The sequence below is a fragment of the Limnospira fusiformis SAG 85.79 genome (assembly GCF_012516315.1).
Classification (GTDB): Bacteria; Cyanobacteriota; Cyanobacteriia; order Cyanobacteriales; family Microcoleaceae; genus Limnospira; species Limnospira fusiformis.
On record NZ_CP051185.1, the window covers coordinates 238,784 to 254,618 of the forward strand.

The 15,835-nt window shown below is 43.6% G+C and carries 17 protein-coding genes and 1 pseudogene; 11 read left to right on the forward strand and 7 right to left on the reverse strand.

Features of this window, described 5'->3' with window-relative positions; translation table 11 throughout:
- Window positions 1-29: 29 nt before the first annotated feature.
- From HFV01_RS01305 to HFV01_RS01325, 5 genes are all read right to left on the reverse strand, one after another.
- A complete protein-coding gene (locus tag HFV01_RS01305; RefSeq protein ID WP_193520755.1) occupies window positions 30-371 on the reverse strand; it encodes a hypothetical protein in 342 nt (113 codons plus the stop codon).
- 243 nt (window positions 372-614) lie between these two features.
- Window positions 615-2,141, reverse strand: a complete 1,527-nt coding sequence (gene bchB, locus HFV01_RS01310; protein WP_006670229.1) for a ferredoxin:protochlorophyllide reductase (ATP-dependent) subunit B — start codon at window positions 2,139-2,141, stop codon at window positions 615-617.
- A 319-nt stretch (window positions 2,142-2,460) separates the two neighbouring features.
- A complete protein-coding gene (locus HFV01_RS01315) occupies window positions 2,461-3,474 on the reverse strand; it encodes a GGDEF domain-containing protein (protein WP_006670228.1) in 1,014 nt (337 codons plus the stop codon).
- A gap of 70 nt (window positions 3,475-3,544) precedes the next feature.
- Window positions 3,545-3,829, reverse strand: a complete 285-nt coding sequence (locus HFV01_RS01320) for a hypothetical protein (RefSeq protein ID WP_046318556.1) — start codon at window positions 3,827-3,829, stop codon at window positions 3,545-3,547.
- Between the two features lie 58 nt (window positions 3,830-3,887).
- Complete coding sequence (locus HFV01_RS01325) at window positions 3,888-4,958, reverse strand: RNA-guided endonuclease InsQ/TnpB family protein (RefSeq protein WP_315644977.1); 1,071 nt, start codon at window positions 4,956-4,958, stop codon at window positions 3,888-3,890.
- Window positions 4,959-5,830: 872 nt separating this feature from the next.
- Between HFV01_RS01325 and HFV01_RS01330 the strand changes: the two genes are divergently transcribed.
- The 8 genes from HFV01_RS01330 to kaiC all read left to right on the forward strand — a co-directional run bounded on the left by HFV01_RS01330 (window position 5,831) and on the right by kaiC (window position 12,387).
- The gene (locus HFV01_RS01330; protein ID WP_006625930.1) at window positions 5,831-6,010 is read left to right on the forward strand and encodes a hypothetical protein; all 180 of its coding nucleotides are present in this window, start codon (window positions 5,831-5,833) and stop codon (window positions 6,008-6,010) included.
- Between the two features lie 352 nt (window positions 6,011-6,362).
- Window positions 6,363-6,584: a hypothetical protein gene (locus tag HFV01_RS01335; RefSeq protein ID WP_193520191.1), complete on the forward strand. Its 222-nt coding sequence runs from the start codon at window positions 6,363-6,365 to the stop codon at window positions 6,582-6,584.
- A gap of 638 nt (window positions 6,585-7,222) precedes the next feature.
- Window positions 7,223-7,429, forward strand: a complete 207-nt coding sequence (locus HFV01_RS01340; protein WP_158536364.1) for a hypothetical protein — start codon at window positions 7,223-7,225, stop codon at window positions 7,427-7,429.
- A gap of 576 nt (window positions 7,430-8,005) precedes the next feature.
- Window positions 8,006-8,614, forward strand: coding sequence for a low-complexity tail membrane protein (locus HFV01_RS01345; protein WP_006623295.1), 609 nt, complete (start codon window positions 8,006-8,008; stop codon window positions 8,612-8,614).
- A 170-nt stretch (window positions 8,615-8,784) separates the two neighbouring features.
- Complete coding sequence (locus HFV01_RS01350; RefSeq protein ID WP_006623296.1) at window positions 8,785-9,000, forward strand: hypothetical protein; 216 nt, start codon at window positions 8,785-8,787, stop codon at window positions 8,998-9,000.
- Between the two features lie 195 nt (window positions 9,001-9,195).
- Complete coding sequence (locus HFV01_RS01355; RefSeq protein WP_006623298.1) at window positions 9,196-10,053, forward strand: circadian clock protein KaiA; 858 nt, start codon at window positions 9,196-9,198, stop codon at window positions 10,051-10,053.
- Window positions 10,054-10,149: 96 nt separating this feature from the next.
- Window positions 10,150-10,464: a circadian clock protein KaiB gene (gene kaiB / locus HFV01_RS01360; RefSeq protein ID WP_006618253.1), complete on the forward strand. Its 315-nt coding sequence runs from the start codon at window positions 10,150-10,152 to the stop codon at window positions 10,462-10,464.
- 369 nt (window positions 10,465-10,833) lie between these two features.
- Entirely contained in the window at window positions 10,834-12,387 is a 1,554-nt protein-coding gene (gene kaiC / locus HFV01_RS01365; RefSeq protein WP_006623299.1) for a circadian clock protein KaiC, read from the forward strand.
- A 230-nt stretch (window positions 12,388-12,617) separates the two neighbouring features.
- Here the strand turns inward: kaiC and HFV01_RS01370 are convergent, their stop codons facing one another.
- Window positions 12,618-12,842: a hypothetical protein gene (locus HFV01_RS01370; protein ID WP_081471220.1), complete on the reverse strand. Its 225-nt coding sequence runs from the start codon at window positions 12,840-12,842 to the stop codon at window positions 12,618-12,620.
- Between the two features lie 336 nt (window positions 12,843-13,178).
- Here HFV01_RS01370 and HFV01_RS01375 point away from each other — a divergent pair, with 336 nt between their 5' ends.
- Window positions 13,179-13,370, forward strand: a complete 192-nt coding sequence (locus HFV01_RS01375; RefSeq protein ID WP_046318551.1) for a reverse transcriptase N-terminal domain-containing protein — start codon at window positions 13,179-13,181, stop codon at window positions 13,368-13,370.
- Between the two features lie 118 nt (window positions 13,371-13,488).
- Here HFV01_RS01375 and HFV01_RS01380 read toward each other — a convergent pair whose 3' ends face one another.
- Entirely contained in the window at window positions 13,489-13,710 is a 222-nt protein-coding gene (locus HFV01_RS01380; RefSeq protein WP_193520191.1) for a hypothetical protein, read from the reverse strand.
- A gap of 680 nt (window positions 13,711-14,390) precedes the next feature.
- Here HFV01_RS01380 and HFV01_RS01385 point away from each other — a divergent pair.
- Window positions 14,391-15,266 carry an IS630 family transposase gene (locus HFV01_RS01385; RefSeq protein ID WP_193520756.1) on the forward strand — a complete coding sequence of 292 codons (876 nt, stop codon included), beginning with the start codon at window positions 14,391-14,393 and terminating at the stop codon, window positions 15,264-15,266.
- Window positions 15,267-15,280: 14 nt separating this feature from the next.
- A pseudogene (locus HFV01_RS32265) lies at window positions 15,281-15,553 on the forward strand (group II intron reverse transcriptase/maturase); the annotation flags it as partial.
- Window positions 15,554-15,835 lie beyond the last annotated feature (282 nt).

Consider the following 15,835-nt stretch of genomic DNA (forward strand, 5'->3'; position numbering starts at 1 on the left):
CCCTTTGAAAAAGTCATCAATTGTCCCGCTCAAAATCTAGTAGTTCTGGTTTTCAGTAAATTACAACCCACCAAAATTGAACTTATAGACAACAAAAATGTCAATAAACTGCCAGGACGCAGTATAATTCTGGCGTGTAGAAATACCAAGATAATTCCCAGCGATAGCAGTATCCAACCCAAATTTCCAGTTTCCCTAGGAAAAGAGATCAAAGCCACCAAACCAGAAACCATCAACAAAACACTCCCAGCGGTTGACATACTTCCGAACAAATTGAGTGACAACCTAGTAGCGACTATGATATTCTGACCGAGAAAATAAATCCCCAATAACACTAGCGCCAATCCTACCAATGGTGTTATAATTTTCATAACTCTCCATGACCTTGGTTAATTTGTGTTAATGCTAGTCTAGCATTTTCCTCATACCAATGGGGAAGAGTCTTTCACCCCGGAGAGTTGGTGAGAGTTGCTTTCCGTCCGGTCAACCCCTCACGTAAAACTCATGAAAATTCCCCACCAGTATCTCAACCTCCATTGTAGACTAAAATCATAGACTAAATAGATTGGTTTCTGGTGAGGAGTGTAACCTAGGGGGAATTGGCTGATATATTACTAAGCACCAACGGACTCTTTAGCCGCATACATGACTTCTAAGGTAATTTCTTGGAAACCGCGATCGCGGGCGAATTTCTCCGTGTTGCGCTTGACCTTACCCCGCACAAAACCGGGAACCTTATTTAATTCCGCCTGAGCATCTTTAGACCAACTCAAATCAGAATCAGCGGAAATTCCCTTAGTAATCACTTCCTTGGTATCATGACCACCGAAGATTTCCAACAGGTGATCTTCCATACCCAAGGTAAAGGAATTATACACCAAATCAGCAATCTGATTAGTTCCCTCATAGCCTAAAAATGGCTTATATCCAATGGGGAAATTTTGGATATGAATAGGCGCAGCAATGACACCACAAGGGATATTTAAACGCTTCCCAACGTGGCGTTCCATTTGAGTACCAAAAATAGCAGCAGGTTCAAGACGAGCGATCGCATCAGCGATCGCACCATGATCATCACTAATTAAAACCTGATCACAGTATTCGCTAACTTGCTGTTTAAACCAGTCCGCATCATACTTACAATAAGTTCCAGCCAAAACCACATGAATACCCATTTCCCGCGCCAGAATTTTAGTCATAGCTGCCGCGTGGGTATTATCCCCAAACACCACCGCTTTTTTACCAGTTAAATTCTGGCAATCAATCGAACGAGAGAACCAAGCCGCCTGGGAAACATACAGAGTTTGATTATTGATATATTCTTCATAATCGACACCAGCACCTTGAGCATTAATCAACTCTTGAATTTGGCGGATACACCGCGCAGTTTCTACCACCCCCATAGGAGTTATATCAACATAAGGCGTTCCCAATTCAGCCTGTAAATATTCAGCCGTCATCATTCCCAATTCCCGATAGGGAACTAAGTTAAACCAAGCGCGAGACAGATTTTTGAGGTTATGAACTGATGCGCCTTCCGGGATTACCTCATTTACCTGAATTCCCAAATCTGCCATTAACCGTTTTAATTCAGTACAATCATGTTGATTATGGAAACCTAGGGTAGACATTCCCAGAATATTAACCGAAGGTTGCGCCGTTTTTCCTTCCGGTAAATCCCCTTTTTTTCGGGCTTTTTCAGTATAGAATTGGACAATTTGTTGTAAGGTGCGATCGGCCGCCTGTAGTTCATTAACCCGATAGTGATTAACATCTGCTAACATCACATCCCCTTGAGCGTCCAACTGAGCGCGTTCTACAAAATTCGCCAAGTCTTCTTGCAGAATACTAGAGGTACAGGTAGGGGTCAAAACAATTAAATCTGGGTTTTCTTCCCGATCTTTACGAACAATATTATCAACGACTTTTTCCTGGGAACCGCGCGCCAAGACGTGGCGATCGACGATACTAGCTGTTACTGGGGTGTAGTCCCTTTCCCGTTCTAACATAGACCGCATTACATTAAAGTAATCATCCCCCAAAGGAGCGTGCATAATTGCGTGTACATTCTGAAAAGAACTAGCAATGCGGAGTGTCCCAATATGAGCAGGTCCTGCATACATCCAGTAGGCTAATTTCATACAATTTTCTCCCTTATTTATAATTACTGATCACGGGTTCTGGTGATAGTCTCAATCTGCCAATTTATCGACAGTACCGAGTAAAAACACCTATTTTCCTAGACGATACATTCAGGCTCTAGTGATTCAGTCTGCCACTTAAATAACCATTTGATGATGGGATGCAATGATTCTTATATTTATTGTTGAGATTTGTAAAGATTTCGGCAATTCCCTTGACAAAATTACCCAGATTATCCCACAAAAAATAATGGGTAAAATTTCTCATGCTCTATCACCTATATATCCCCCATCTGGCTCCCTAACGGTTGCTTTGTGATTAAACTAATTCGCTCGTGAAGCTAAAAACCCGATTTCTCCCTAGTTGTTTGGCTTGATAAAGAGCAGCATCAGCAGCAGCAATTAGAGTTTTAGTGGAGGTTAAATAAGTGGGGACTTGACTACTGACACCTAAACTTAGAGATACATAGGGAGAGACTTTTGACTGAATATGAGGGAGTTGTTTATCCTGGACTGCTAGACGGATTTTTTCAGCGATCGCCTCCGCTATTTCCAAATCAGTTTCAGGTAATACTACCGCGAACTCTTCCCCCCCATAACGAGCCACTAAAGCATTAGACTGCTCAACATTTTGATTGATAATTTGGGCGACATTTTTTAAGCAATCATCCCCGGTTTGATGTCCATAATAATCATTATAGTATTTAAAGTAATCGATATCCAACATAATTAAAGATATGGGAAGTCTGACTCGATAATGTCTCTCCCATTCTACCTGTAGAAAATCATCAAATCTCCGACGGTTAGAGATTTGGGTAAGCTGATCAAGATTTACCAACATTTGCAGTTCCAGGTTGGTTTCTTGTAGCTGTGCTTCTGTCTTTTTTAACAGTTCAATTGATACTTGGTGAACATATAATTGAGCCATCAGTAACTGTTGGGTATCTAACAATCTAAAATAGCCATGATTAATCTGTACCACTAACGGCTCATATAGTTCTTCTGTCGAACGATTTAAGGCTGCACCAGCGGCTTCAGCAATTAAAACATTAGCAGGTAAGATTAAAGGTTGAATCCTTAAAAAACGGTACATAGACCGCAGAGGACGGGTCAAAAATAGTTCTCTCCCATAGGGACGGCTGAGGGTACGCCAGAATTGTCGCTGAGAAATTATCCCCACGAACTCATCAAAATTATACAGTAGAACGCCGGGAAGACTGCCATCATTTTCAAAAATTTTAGCCAGCACATTTCCCGGCTGATTGATATCTGTTCGGATATCATAAAGCCTTAAATCCTGGAGAGTAGATTCTATATGAAGGTGGTCCATCATCACAAATTATAAAGGTTAACGATGATTCGCGACCTAATCCATTAAAAGCTGTGATTTCACCTCCATTAATTTAACGGATAACCCTGGGTAAAAACATTTGTAAACTCAAAGCCACAGTCAAGATGATAGCGATAATAGCTCCAGAAGGGATAGTAAATACACCGAACCAATGTAGCATTCCCATAGTGGTTAGTAACTGTCCTAACCCGGGGTTCCCTGGACATTGAAAATCCATACCAGTTGCGGAACACCCCAAGACATTAGCCAACCCGATCGCCAGAATAGCGATCGCCAAAGGAGTAATCATATAAATCAGGGAAACCCCGATCAGAATTACATTGATTTTGATCCACATTTTGCCTCGTCTGCTCTATAAAACTTAAACAAAACCGGACATAGCCGGATATTGATGTTTATTTCTTGCTTCGTCCGGGACTGTCGGCAGCACCCCGTCCACAAGTGTAATCGTCTGAACCAGGCGATTTTTCTAAATTTCTACTGGCGTTCAAATCTCTATCAATCTTCAAGTCACAGTTCTGACATTCAAAAGTCCGACGGACTAGGGGCATTTTTTGACGATAACCGCAATTAGAACACAGTTGACTGGATGGATAAAATCTATCGGCAATAATCAACTTTGAACCATAACGTTCTGCCTTGTAACCGAGTTGACGACGGAACTCATAAAATGAAGCATCAGCGATAGAACCAGCCAAACCATGATTTTTCAGCATACCTGACACATTCAAATCTTCAATGACGACTTGGCTGTGGTTCTTAGCCAAGAAAGTAGTTATTTTATGAATCGTGTCCCGCCGAATGTTTGCTACTCTTTGATGTAGCTTTTGAACTTTTAAGAGACATTTGGCCCAATTTTTCGAGCCTTTGACTTTGCGACTTAAATGACGTTGTAATCGAGCTAGTTTTTTGGTCGTTGCTTTATAAGCCTTGGGATTAGAGAATTGGGTCCCATCGGAGCAAGTCGCCAAATTGTTAATTCCTAGGTCAACCCCGATTCTCTCTCGATATTTCGGTGTGATTTCTGGTGTGATTTCTACGAAAAAGCTCATATACCAGTCACCTGCTTGGCGCGTTATAGTGACTTTCTTAACCCAACTTTCGGGTAGAGCCTCAAATGTAGAAACCCAGCCCACAAAAGGCAGCTTATGGCGAGTTCCTGACAGATTGAATGGCTTTCCGGAATTGTCAAGGGTAAAGCTATCATGGTAGCCTTTCTTCTTAAATTTAGGATAACTGCTTATTCCCTTGAAGAAGCGCTTAAAGGCATCCCCTAGATTAATGAAGGCATATTGATAAACTTTAGAAGACAATTCGGACATCCAAGGATATTGAGGTTTCACATAATTAGTAAAAACCTTTTTAATGGAGTTTATATTAGGCTTGAGTCCCTCTTCATAAGCTGACCTCCATAAGTGTAATCCCCAATTAAACACGAACCGAGCATAACCCGCGTGTTTGGCCATCAAGGTGGCTTGACGGTCATTGAGTTTTAGTTTGGTTCGGAAAGCTTTGTAAGGTTATGGTCGAAAGGGAAGTCACCTTCCCCAACTCCACTTCAAAACCGTACTTGAGACTTTCACCTCATACGGCTCCTAATGTAGATACCCTTTTTGTCACTAGGAACAGGGTTACGAACCCCCGCTTTATGATTCCAACTTTGGGAGCTTGGCATACAACTCGTAGTCTTTAAACTCGCTCTCGTCATATTACTCCTACTTGTCGCAGTCTCTATATCTACACCGTGACTAGTGGGCATATCCTAATCATTACAATTAGGCATTGGCTTTCAGTCACATCCTTTCCCCTCAATGGGTTAGGGATCGAGAGTGAAGTCACCTTCACCCTCTCCCATTCAGAACCGTGCTTGATAGTTTCCCATCACACGGCTCCTGGTGTGGATACCCTATTTGTCAAAGGAGCAGAATCAAGAGACCTGCTTTCTACTTCGATGTTCAGAGCTATATGCACCACGTAGTCTTTAAACTCGTCCTCGCCATTATACTCTTACTGACCGCAGTATCTATATCCCCACCGTGACCTGTGGGCATATCCCAACCATGACAATTGGGCTTTAGCTTCTGGTCACATCCTTCACCCTCTAAGCATGCGCTTACATTTTTCACTACTGCCTTGTGAATAGCATTACTCACTGGTTTATAGGCAGAGCATTAGAGGGGTTACAACGTTCCGATTATATGGGCATTCCATCGTTAGATTTGTCCTCTCCGCCGGGGTACTTTTAAAGGTCTGTGTAGGTAGTCGCACGAACCCCCTACTTTTCCCCTTGCCCTTTTGAGCGCAGCGTGTCAACCTATTTCGCTGCTAGTGTATTACGATGGTTCAAGTCGGACATTCGGTCTTGCTAATCATAGATGGTTGGCAGTGGTCGCGTCTTGGTAGTAGGTTCTACCTCACGCCTTCCGTTCCCCGCTTCAATCCTGGAGTTATGATTTCCAAAACTGGGGGTGGCTATCGCCGTTACTCTCTACTCCCTGATTTCTCAGTTCGTTTATGACCTTGAGTTCCCTGCCTTGCTTAGTTCCCTAAGCGTCGGGACATATAACCAGTTATGAGGATGGTCAGGAGAGGTCTCCTTATATCCAGATTCGGAGCTGGAATCCTCACCGGGTAGTTATTTCGGGCATTTCAGCCCTATTTCATACCCGAACGTCTCGCACTATACGCTTACACTTTTCACTACTCCTTGTGAGTAATATTGCTCACTTTTTTGATAAGGAGAACCAATGAGGAGTTTAAACGTTCCGTTTATATGGGCATTCCATCTTTAGACTTGTCCTCTCCACCGGGGTACTTAAAAAGGTCTGTGTAGGTGTTTTATGCAAAACCCTACTTTTCCCCTTGCTCTTTTGAGCGCAGCGTGGCAACCTATTACGCTGCTAAATCATTACGATGGTTCAAGCCAGACATTCGGTTTCCCTAGTCATGGATGGTTGGCAGTGGTCGCATTTGGTAGTAGGTTCTACCTCACGCCTTCCGTTCCCCGCTTCAATCCCAGAATCGTGTATCCTGAAATTGGGGGTGGCTATCGCCTTTACTCTCTACTCCCTGATTTCTCAGTTTGTTTATGACCTTGAGTCCCCTGCCTTGCTCAGATTTCTCCAAGCGTCGGGACATATAAACAGTTATGGGATGGTCAGGATACGAGTCCCTTATATTCCACCAAGGGGTGGAAGTCCCACTAGGAGGCTATTTCGGGCATTGCATCCCTATTTCACTCCTAAACGTCTCGCACGGTTATGGTCGAAAGGGAAGTCGCCTTCCCCAACTCCAATTCAAAACCGTGCTTGATACTTTCACATCACACGGCTCCTGATGTGGATACCCCTTTTGACATCGGGAACAGGGTAACGACTCCCTGCTTTTGTGATTTCAACTTTTGGAGCTAAATACAACATCGTAGTGTTTAAACTCGCTTTCGTCGTAAACACTCCTAATTGTCGCAGTCTCTATATCCACACCGTGACTAGTGGGCATATCCTAACCATTACAGTTAGGCATTGGCTTTCAGTCACATCCTTTCCCCTTAAAGGTATACGCTTACACTTTCACTACTCCGCAGGTACATCCTGCCACTTGAGAGCCTAAAAGGGGTTTAAACGTTCCGTTTATACGGGCATTCCATCTTTAGATTTGTCCTCTCCACCGGGGTACTTTTAAAAGTCTGTGTAGGTGATGTCATGATTACCCTACTTTTCCCCTTGCTCTTTTGAACGCAGCGTATCAACCTGTTTCGCTGCTAAATCATTACGATGGTTCAAGCCGGACATTCGGTTTCCCTAATCATGGATGGTTGGCAGTGGTCGCATTTGGTAGTAGGTTCTACTTCACGCCTTCCGTTCCCCGCTTCAATCCTGGGGTTATGATTCCCAAAACTGGGGGTGGCTATCGCCGTTACTCTCAACGCAATTGTTAAGGAATCATTAATATTTCCAGTTGGGCGTTTTGACCTTGAGTTCCCTGCCTTGTTTTGTATATTTCTATACCAAACGTTGGGACATATAAACAGTTATGGGATGGTCAGGGTACGAGTCCCTTATATTTCACCAAGGGGTGAAAGTCCCACTAGGAGGTTATTTCAGGCATTGCAGCCTTATTTGACTCCTAAACGTCTCGCACCATGGTTTGATTTTACCATGAAGAATCCGACTTGATGAGTATGTCGTCAAGGAAATTTGGCATGGTCTGGGGTTTGACCGTATACTCATTATTGTTATTGAGTTGCGAATCTTTGGGGTTATTGTACCTTATTGTCCTAAGATGTCAAGCAAATCTTGGATTAAATTCTTGCTCCATTATATCCCAAACTACTATCCTAGAGCGCCACTGTTACCGCCACCAATCCGATCCCACTGAATATGATATGAGTTTTCCCCTATTTGTTGTATGATCGTCCTAAATAGATGCAGGTTTTGCCGACTATTGGGCAACCCACCTAGATCATAATCAAAATCTGCCACCATCAACGTTAAGGAGTACGGAATAACCCATCATGCAACGGTTTAGACTCGATCCCTTTCTCTGGATTCATTTAGCCGGATTGGCAACTCTTCCCATTTGGCTAGGATTATGCCTATTGGGATTTGCCGTGGGTTATCCTGTATTTCCTGTCACCATAGAGTTTTTACTGGTGGCAGTCCTGGGTATAGTGCCAGTGCTATGGATGCAGTGGTTTAGGCCCTTCTATATATATAGCATTTTGGCGATCGCCATTAAGCCGGAACAACTAACCACAGAACAACAGCGGATTCTCACAGGTTTTAAAACCCAACGCCATCAGGGTTTTGCCATAATTACCCCCGTTTTGCTGCTGCCGATTTTGTGGCAACTGTACCGCATTGCACCCCTAGCCACCGATGTCGCCTCCATACTTCCGAATTGGAGGATTTTGGGTTTAGCGATCGCCACCATAGCCTTCTGCGGGTGTAACCTATTTACCCAAGTGCCAATCAGTGTACTATTAGTATTTTTGACCTCCCAATCAAAGCTAAATCAGCGTCATCCCCTATCAACCGATCAGATTAGCCAAGGATTTACCATCGTTGGCTGGAAAGTCGATCGCATCTTACCCATCACCCCCAACCCCGAAAAAACGTCATAGGCTCATCACTCAGATGGACCATAACCCAGATCAATTAACCAACTATGCAGAGATTAGCTTAAACTTTTGTAAAATTGTCATTATGATATAAAGATAGGTTCAGCCTGATATGATGTCTGATCCAGGCCAATCAGGTAGAGCCTCGAACACTGTTTAGTTAACGTATCGTCATGGCTCAATCTACCTCAATTTTCTGGAACCCTGATGCTGGAATGAACCGCCGGGACTCTCAGATCTGGTCTGATCTCAAACAGGCGATCGCCACCAGTTCAGGGTTCAAGGGTTGGCAGCTAGACCGAAATTCTGCCGAAAATCTCCAGAATCTCAATCTTGACCAACAGGTACGCATATATTTACGGGAAACCCTAGAAACCTTAGCCTATTAATCAAGTATCATCAACCCAGAACCGTTGTTCAACCCCAAACCATAACCCCAAAACATCAGTAAACCCTAGTGTAAGCGATCGGCTTACACCAATCAGAATCAATAATCAAAGGAGTAAGAGCTTCTGATTCAACACGAACCCGAAAAGCCAGGCGCAGTACCCAGCCACCTTTGGAGTCTGCAACTGTCCATATGTATGTTTATCCCATCGATTGAGTTATCTCAGTCGGTGTCCTCCTATTTGCCAAAAGAACACTACATAATTATTCAACTCGACTCCCCAGAGGAATTTATAGAATATGTAACAGAACATAAACACCAACTTGACTGTCTCATTCTGGAGTGGTCGCCTCAGTGGCAGGTTTTAGTTGATAAACTCCAGCAAAACTTAATTTCCATCCCCACCTTAATCATTATACCTAATGAGCAGTCCCCTGTAGTCCAGCCTAGCCTAACTGAACCCTCCGAGAATTATATACTTTCCTCAACAGAAGTCCAGTTAAAAGGTAAGCAAATTCATCTAATACAAGGATATATTGATAAAGCTATTAGCCAATTTATTACCCATGCTGTCACCACTCGTCTGACCGATGAATCATCCTCTGTAGATACCCCTACGGAGTTAACTAATTTCATTGTTCGCCAGCAGCGAAGACTCATGGACAAATTACATGAGCGACTAGGATATCTAGGTGTGTATTATAAGAGAAATCCTAAAAATTTTCTGAGAAACCTGTCCAAGGCAGATCGTCAGAAGCTATTGGAACAGCTTAAATCTCAATATCGCCAAATTGTTTTAAGCTATTTTGCTAACGATAAAAATTTGAATAATCAAATTGACGAATACGTTAACATGGCGTTTTTCGGGGATATTCCAGTGACTCGCATTGTTGAGATTCACATGGATTTGATGGATAATTTTTCCAAACAACTCAAACTAGAGGGACGTAGTGAAGATGTTTTACTGGACTACAGACTTACCTTGATTGACACTTTAGCTCATTTATGCGAAATGTATCGTCGTTCCATACCCCGGGAGTCATGGGGAGAATGAACAGGTAAAAGTCCCTGTCAATTTCATCATGGGTCTAATGTCAAAAAAATCTCTGTTACTCCCCCAAATTTTCATCTTATATCGGTAGATATATCTATGACTCCTCTGAAGAAAACTTATGTTCTCAAACTCTATGTAGCTGGGAATACCCCTAACTCAGTTCGAGCTCTCAAAACCCTTAAAGATATCTTAGAACAAGAGTTTCAGGGTGTTTATGCTCTCAAAGTGATCGATGTTCTCAAAAATCCTCAACTAGCCGAAGAGGATAAGATTTTGGCAACACCGACCTTATCCAAAATTCTGCCCCCACCAGTGAGGAAAATTATTGGCGACCTCTCCGATCGCGAAAAAGTGCTGATTGGATTAGATTTACTCTATGAAGAATTAGAAGACGACGATTATAACTTCTAGGTCAGCCATCAACCCCCTTAGCCACCGTTGCTCCCCTAACGCTTTCAGCTAGGGGAGAAACCCCATTGTCCGATCGCAGTTAAGGTCTCCGTGGGAATATCCCCGTCCGCCGATCAATTCGAGATGATCATATTCCCACTGATGCAGCCAAGATTATGGTAAATATAAATAACAGTTATAGCAACCACCAGGCTAAATAGAACCGGGAACAAAAAATAGCCAACTTTTGATATCTATCTTGTGGTTATTCTCGATTACCTTAATACAGTACAATACCAAAGCCTATATCTATATAACCCAGTTTCCATAGACACTGTTGATGGGGAAATATAGAATACTCAAAGCCGAACGTTTTTAAAATCAATAATTATGGTCAATAGCAACCCCCAACCAGAACCCAATAAACGGAACTTAATTAGTGTCCAAAAAATCCGCACCATGATTGAAGGATTTGATGATATCAGTCATGGGGGAATGCCAGCAGGTCGCTCAACCTTGGTTAGTGGTACCTCCGGTACAGGTAAAACTTTATTTGCCGTTCAATTTCTCTACAATGGTATCACCTATTTTGATGAACCGGGTATTTTAGTCACCTTTGAAGAGGCTCCTACCGATATCATCAAAAATGCGGCCAGTTTTGGCTGGGATTTACAGGGATTAATTGATGAGGGTAAATTATTTATTCTTGATGCCTCCCCGGACCCAGAAGGTCAAGATATCGTCGGCAACTTTGACCTTTCAGCACTCATTGAACGCATACAGTATGGCATTCGCAAATATAAAGCTAGACGGGTTTCTATTGATTCGGTAACTGCCATTTTTCAACAATATGAAGCCGCCGGAGTCGTGCGACGAGAAATTTTCCGATTAGTGGCTCGTTTAAAGCAAGTGGGATCCACCACAATTATGACCACAGAGCGAGAGTCAGAATATGGTCCGGTCGCTCGCTTTGGTGTGGAGGAATTTGTCTCTGATAATGTCATGATTCTGCGAAATGTTTTGGAAGGTGAACGCCGTCGCCGCACGGTGGAAATTTTGAAGTTGCGCGGTACTACCCACATGAAAGGAGAATATCCTTTTACGATTACTCAAAATGGGATTAGTATTTTCCCCCTCGGTGCTATGCGACTTACTCAACGGTCTTCTAATGTCAGGGTTTCTTCTGGTAATAAAACTCTTGATGAAATGTGCGGCGGAGGGTTTTTTAAAGATTCAATTATTCTGGCGACTGGTGCTACGGGAACTGGTAAGACTCTCTTAGTTAGTATCTTTGTTAATAACGCCTGTCAAAGTAATGAGCGAGCCATTCTATTTGCTTATGAAGAATCCCGCGCTCAATTGTTGCGAAATGCTCACTCTTGGGGACTAGATTTTGAAGCGATGGAACGTAAGGGATTACTTAAAATTATCTGTAGTTATCCTGAGTCTACAGGCTTGGAAGACCATTTGCAAATTATTCGCTCGGAAATTTCTGAGTTTAAACCTTCCCGCATTGCGATCGATTCTCTTTCTGCTTTAGCTAGGGGAGTTAGTAGTAATGCTTTTCGACAGTTTGTAATCGCTGTCACTGGATATGCTAAACAGGAGGAAATTACCGGCTTTTTTACCAATACAACTGACCAGTTTATGGGTTCACACTCGATTACCGATTCTCATATTTCGACTATTACTGACACTATTCTTATGCTTCAGTATGTGGAAATTCGTGGTCAAATGTCTAGGGCTATTAATGTGTTTAAAATGCGCGGTTCTTGGCATGATAAGGGTATTCGGGAATATACTATCACCGAACATGGTCCCCATATTACTGACTCGTTTAGGGATTACGAACGCATTATTGGTGGTTCTCCTACCCGAATTTCTATTAATGAAAAAAGTGAGTTGTCTCGCATTATTGAGGGAGTTCAAGATGATCAGGATTGACGACTAAACCTTTACCGTGAACCTTTCCCTATCTTCAATGTCACGCATTACGACTCCCGTTAAGGGTGCGAGACGTTCAGGCATGAAATAGGGTTGAGATACCCGAAATAACCGCCTGGTGGGGACTTCAACCCTTTGGTTGAATATAAGGAACGCACTCCTGACCATCCCCATAACTGTTTATATGTCCCGACGCTTGGAGAAATCTAAGCAAGGCAGGGAACTCAAGGTCATAAACCAACTGAGAAATCAGGGAGTAGAGAGTAACGGCGATAGCCACCCCCAGTTTTGGGAATCATAACCCCAGGATTGAAGCGGGGAACGGAAGGCTCCGAGATACAACCTAGTATCAGAAACGAGACCACTGCCAACCATCCATGATTAGGGAGACCGAATGTCCGGCTTGAACCATCGTAAGAATCAAGTAGCGAAATAGGTTGAAACGCTGCGCTCAAAAGAGTAAGGGGAAAAGTAGGAGGCTCCTTATACTACCTACACAGACCTTTAAAGTACCCCGGTTCTGAGGACAAATCTAAAGATGGAAGGCCCATATAAACGGAACGTTTTAAGTCCTCCTGGACTCTGACTATCTGGTCGAGGTAGTTAGTAGGGATAAGTGTAACCGCAAGTCCTAGAGGATGTGAGATGTGACCAAAAGCCAACGCCCGGCTGTAATGGACGGGAAATGCTAACAGGTCACGGTTTGATTGTAAGAATAGAGTCTAGTGGGTGTTTAAATGACGCAAGCGAGTTGAAAGAAAGGATTCGAGAAATCGAAACCAATCAAGACTATGAATAACGTATGGAAAGTTATCCCATGGGCTAAGGTTCAGCGGAAAGTTTTTAAGCTCCAAAAGAGGATATTTCAAGCATCTAAATCGGGACAGGACGCGAAGGCCAGAAGGTGGCAACGTCTATTGGTGAAATCATATTATGCGTGCGAGACGTTTAGGAGTGAAATAGGGATGCAATGCCCGAAATAGCCTCCTAGTGGGACTTCCACCCCTTGGTGGAATATAAGGGACTCGTATCCTGACCATCCCATAACTGTTTATATGTCCCGACGCTTGGAGAAATCTGAGCAAGGCAGGGGACTCAAGGTCATAAACAAACTGAGAAATCAGGGAGTAGAGAGTAAAGGCGATAGCCACCCCCAATTTCAGGATACACGATTCTGGGATTGAAGCGGGGAACGGAAGGCGTGAGGTAGAACCTACTACCAAATGCGACCACTGCCAACCATCCATGACTAGGGAAACCGAATGTCTGGCTTGAACCATCGTAATGATTTAGCAGCGTAATAGGTTGCCACGCTGCGCTCAAAAGAGCAAGGGGAAAAGTAGGGTTTTGCATAAAACACCTACACAGACCTTTTTAAGTACCCCGGTGGAGAGGACAAGTCTAAAGATGGAATGCCCATATAAACGGAACGTTTAAACTCCTCATTGGTTCTCCTTATCAAAAAAGTGAGCAATATTACTCACAAGGAGTAGTGAAAAGTGTAAGCGTATACCATTGAGGGGAAAGGATGTGACTGAAAGCCAATGCCTAATTGTAATGATTAGGATATGCCCACTAGTCACGGTGTAGATATAGAGACTGCGACAAGTAGGAGTAATATGACGAGAGCGAGTTTAAAGACTACGAGTTGTATGCCAAGCTCCCAAAGTTGGAATCATAAAGCGGGGGTTCGTAACCCTGTTCCTAGTGACAAAAAGGGTATCTACATTAGGAGCCGTATGAGGTGAAAGTCTCAAGTACGGTTTGGAAGTGGAGTTGGGGAAGGTGACTTCCCTTTCGACCATAACCCGGCTCTTAGCAGTGCGGCTGTAGGGGCGGGTTCCACGGTCAGCCATGCTTCCAACAGTCAGCTTAATGAACCCGCCCCCCAAGCGGGTCAAGGCCAAAAGACAGCCGGTGTCGATGGAATGATAGTAATATAGCACAAGACAGAACACTTAGGACGTATAATGGAGAGGACGAGATGACTAAGAAGACCAAAAATGCCAGCCCCCTATAGTTACGACCTCAGACAAAAAGTTATTGATGCCATTAAACTAGACGGTATGCCCAAAACAGAAGCCAGTCAAGTTTTCCATGTCAGCCGGAACACCATTAATCTCTGGCTGCAAAGAAAAGCACAGACCGGAGACTTCCTCCCTAAACCTCATCACCGACCTGGCAATAACCACAAAATTACCGACTGGCAGAAATTCAAGGCTTTTGCCCAAGAGCATGGCCACAAAACCTCCGCTCAAATGGCTGAACTTTGGGATGACGACATCTCTCCTCGCACCATATCCAGAGCCTTGAAGAAAATTGGCTTCACCAGAAAAAAAACTTACGGCTACCAAGAACGTTGGAAGCAACAGCGAGAGGAGTTTATGGCTCAGATTGAACAGATGGAGCCGGAAGAAGTGGTCTACCTCGATGAAGCCGCCATGAATAGTCAGGACTCGGATTACCCTTATGGTTACTGCGAGGAAGGAAAACGCTTCCATGCACTCAAATCAGGGAAGAGGCAGGGCAGGGTAAGTATGATAGCCGCATGGTGTCATCAACAACTCTTAGCTCCCTTTAGCTTTGAGGGTTGTTGTAATCGGACAGTGTTTGAGTTGTGGTTGGAGTTCATCTTAATTCCAACATTGAAGCCAGGTCAGACTCTAGTATTGGACAATGCAACGTTTCATAAAGGGGGGCGGATTGCTGAACTGGTGGAGGCAGCTCAATGCCGTTTACTCTATCTACCACCTTATTCGCCAGACCTCAAGAAGATAGAGAAATGTTGGTCGTGGCTGAAAGCCCGTATTCGCCACTGCATTGAGCAGTTTGATTCTCTCCATGATGCCATGGATTCCGTTCTCCAAGCTGCGTCCTAACCACCTTGACTAATGCTATATCTCCAGAACAAAGACTGACTTGAGCGGAGAACATTAAAGGAAATCTCAAAGCCAAAGCACTTAGGAGAGTATGGATACCAAAACCTGGCAGGGATGACAAATGCCCCCTGGGAATACCCACAATCCAAGACAGAGCGAGGCAAGCCTTGGTTAAGTCGGCACTTGAGCCTGAATGGGAATCAAGATTTGAAAGCACAAGCTACGGGTTCAGACCAGGCAGGTCAGCCCAAGATTCAATAGCTCGTATTTTCCTGAGTATAAACCGTTATGGTCGAAAGGGAAGTCACCTTCCCCAACTCCAATTCAAAACCGTGCTTGCTAGTTTCCCAGCACACGGCTCCTGATGTAGATACCCTATTTGTCAATAGGAACAAGGTTACGACCCCTTGCTTTATGACTTCAACTTTTGGAGCTTCATGCAACACGTAGTCTTTAAACTCGTTTTCGCCACTATACTCTTAATTGTCGCAGTCTCTATATCCACACCGTGACTAGTGGGCATATCCCGACCATTACAATCAGGCATTACAGCCTTTACACAAAACACA

Coding starts and splice junctions, on each gene's coding strand:
- HFV01_RS01305 (WP_193520755.1), bottom strand. CDS start 371: ATGAAAATTATAACACCATTGGTAGGATTGGCGCTAGTGTTATTGGGG.
- bchB (WP_006670229.1), bottom strand. CDS start 2,141: ATGAAATTAGCCTACTGGATGTATGCAGGACCTGCTCATATTGGGACA.
- HFV01_RS01315 (WP_006670228.1), bottom strand. CDS start 3,474: ATGATGGACCACCTTCATATAGAATCTACTCTCCAGGATTTAAGGCTT.
- HFV01_RS01320 (WP_046318556.1), bottom strand. CDS start 3,829: ATGTGGATCAAAATCAATGTAATTCTGATCGGGGTTTCCCTGATTTAT.
- HFV01_RS01325 (WP_315644977.1), bottom strand. CDS start 4,958: ATGGCCAAACACGCGGGTTATGCTCGGTTCGTGTTTAATTGGGGATTA.
- HFV01_RS01330 (WP_006625930.1), top strand. CDS start 5,831: ATGGTTCAAGTCGGACATTCGGTCTTGCTAATCATAGATGGTTGGCAG.
- HFV01_RS01345 (WP_006623295.1), top strand. CDS start 8,006: ATGCAACGGTTTAGACTCGATCCCTTTCTCTGGATTCATTTAGCCGGA.
- HFV01_RS01350 (WP_006623296.1), top strand. CDS start 8,785: ATGGCTCAATCTACCTCAATTTTCTGGAACCCTGATGCTGGAATGAAC.
- HFV01_RS01355 (WP_006623298.1), top strand. CDS start 9,196: ATGTTTATCCCATCGATTGAGTTATCTCAGTCGGTGTCCTCCTATTTG.
- kaiB (WP_006618253.1), top strand. CDS start 10,150: ATGACTCCTCTGAAGAAAACTTATGTTCTCAAACTCTATGTAGCTGGG.
- kaiC (WP_006623299.1), top strand. CDS start 10,834: ATGGTCAATAGCAACCCCCAACCAGAACCCAATAAACGGAACTTAATT.
- HFV01_RS01375 (WP_046318551.1), top strand. CDS start 13,179: ATGAATAACGTATGGAAAGTTATCCCATGGGCTAAGGTTCAGCGGAAA.
- HFV01_RS01385 (WP_193520756.1), top strand. CDS start 14,391: ATGCCAGCCCCCTATAGTTACGACCTCAGACAAAAAGTTATTGATGCC.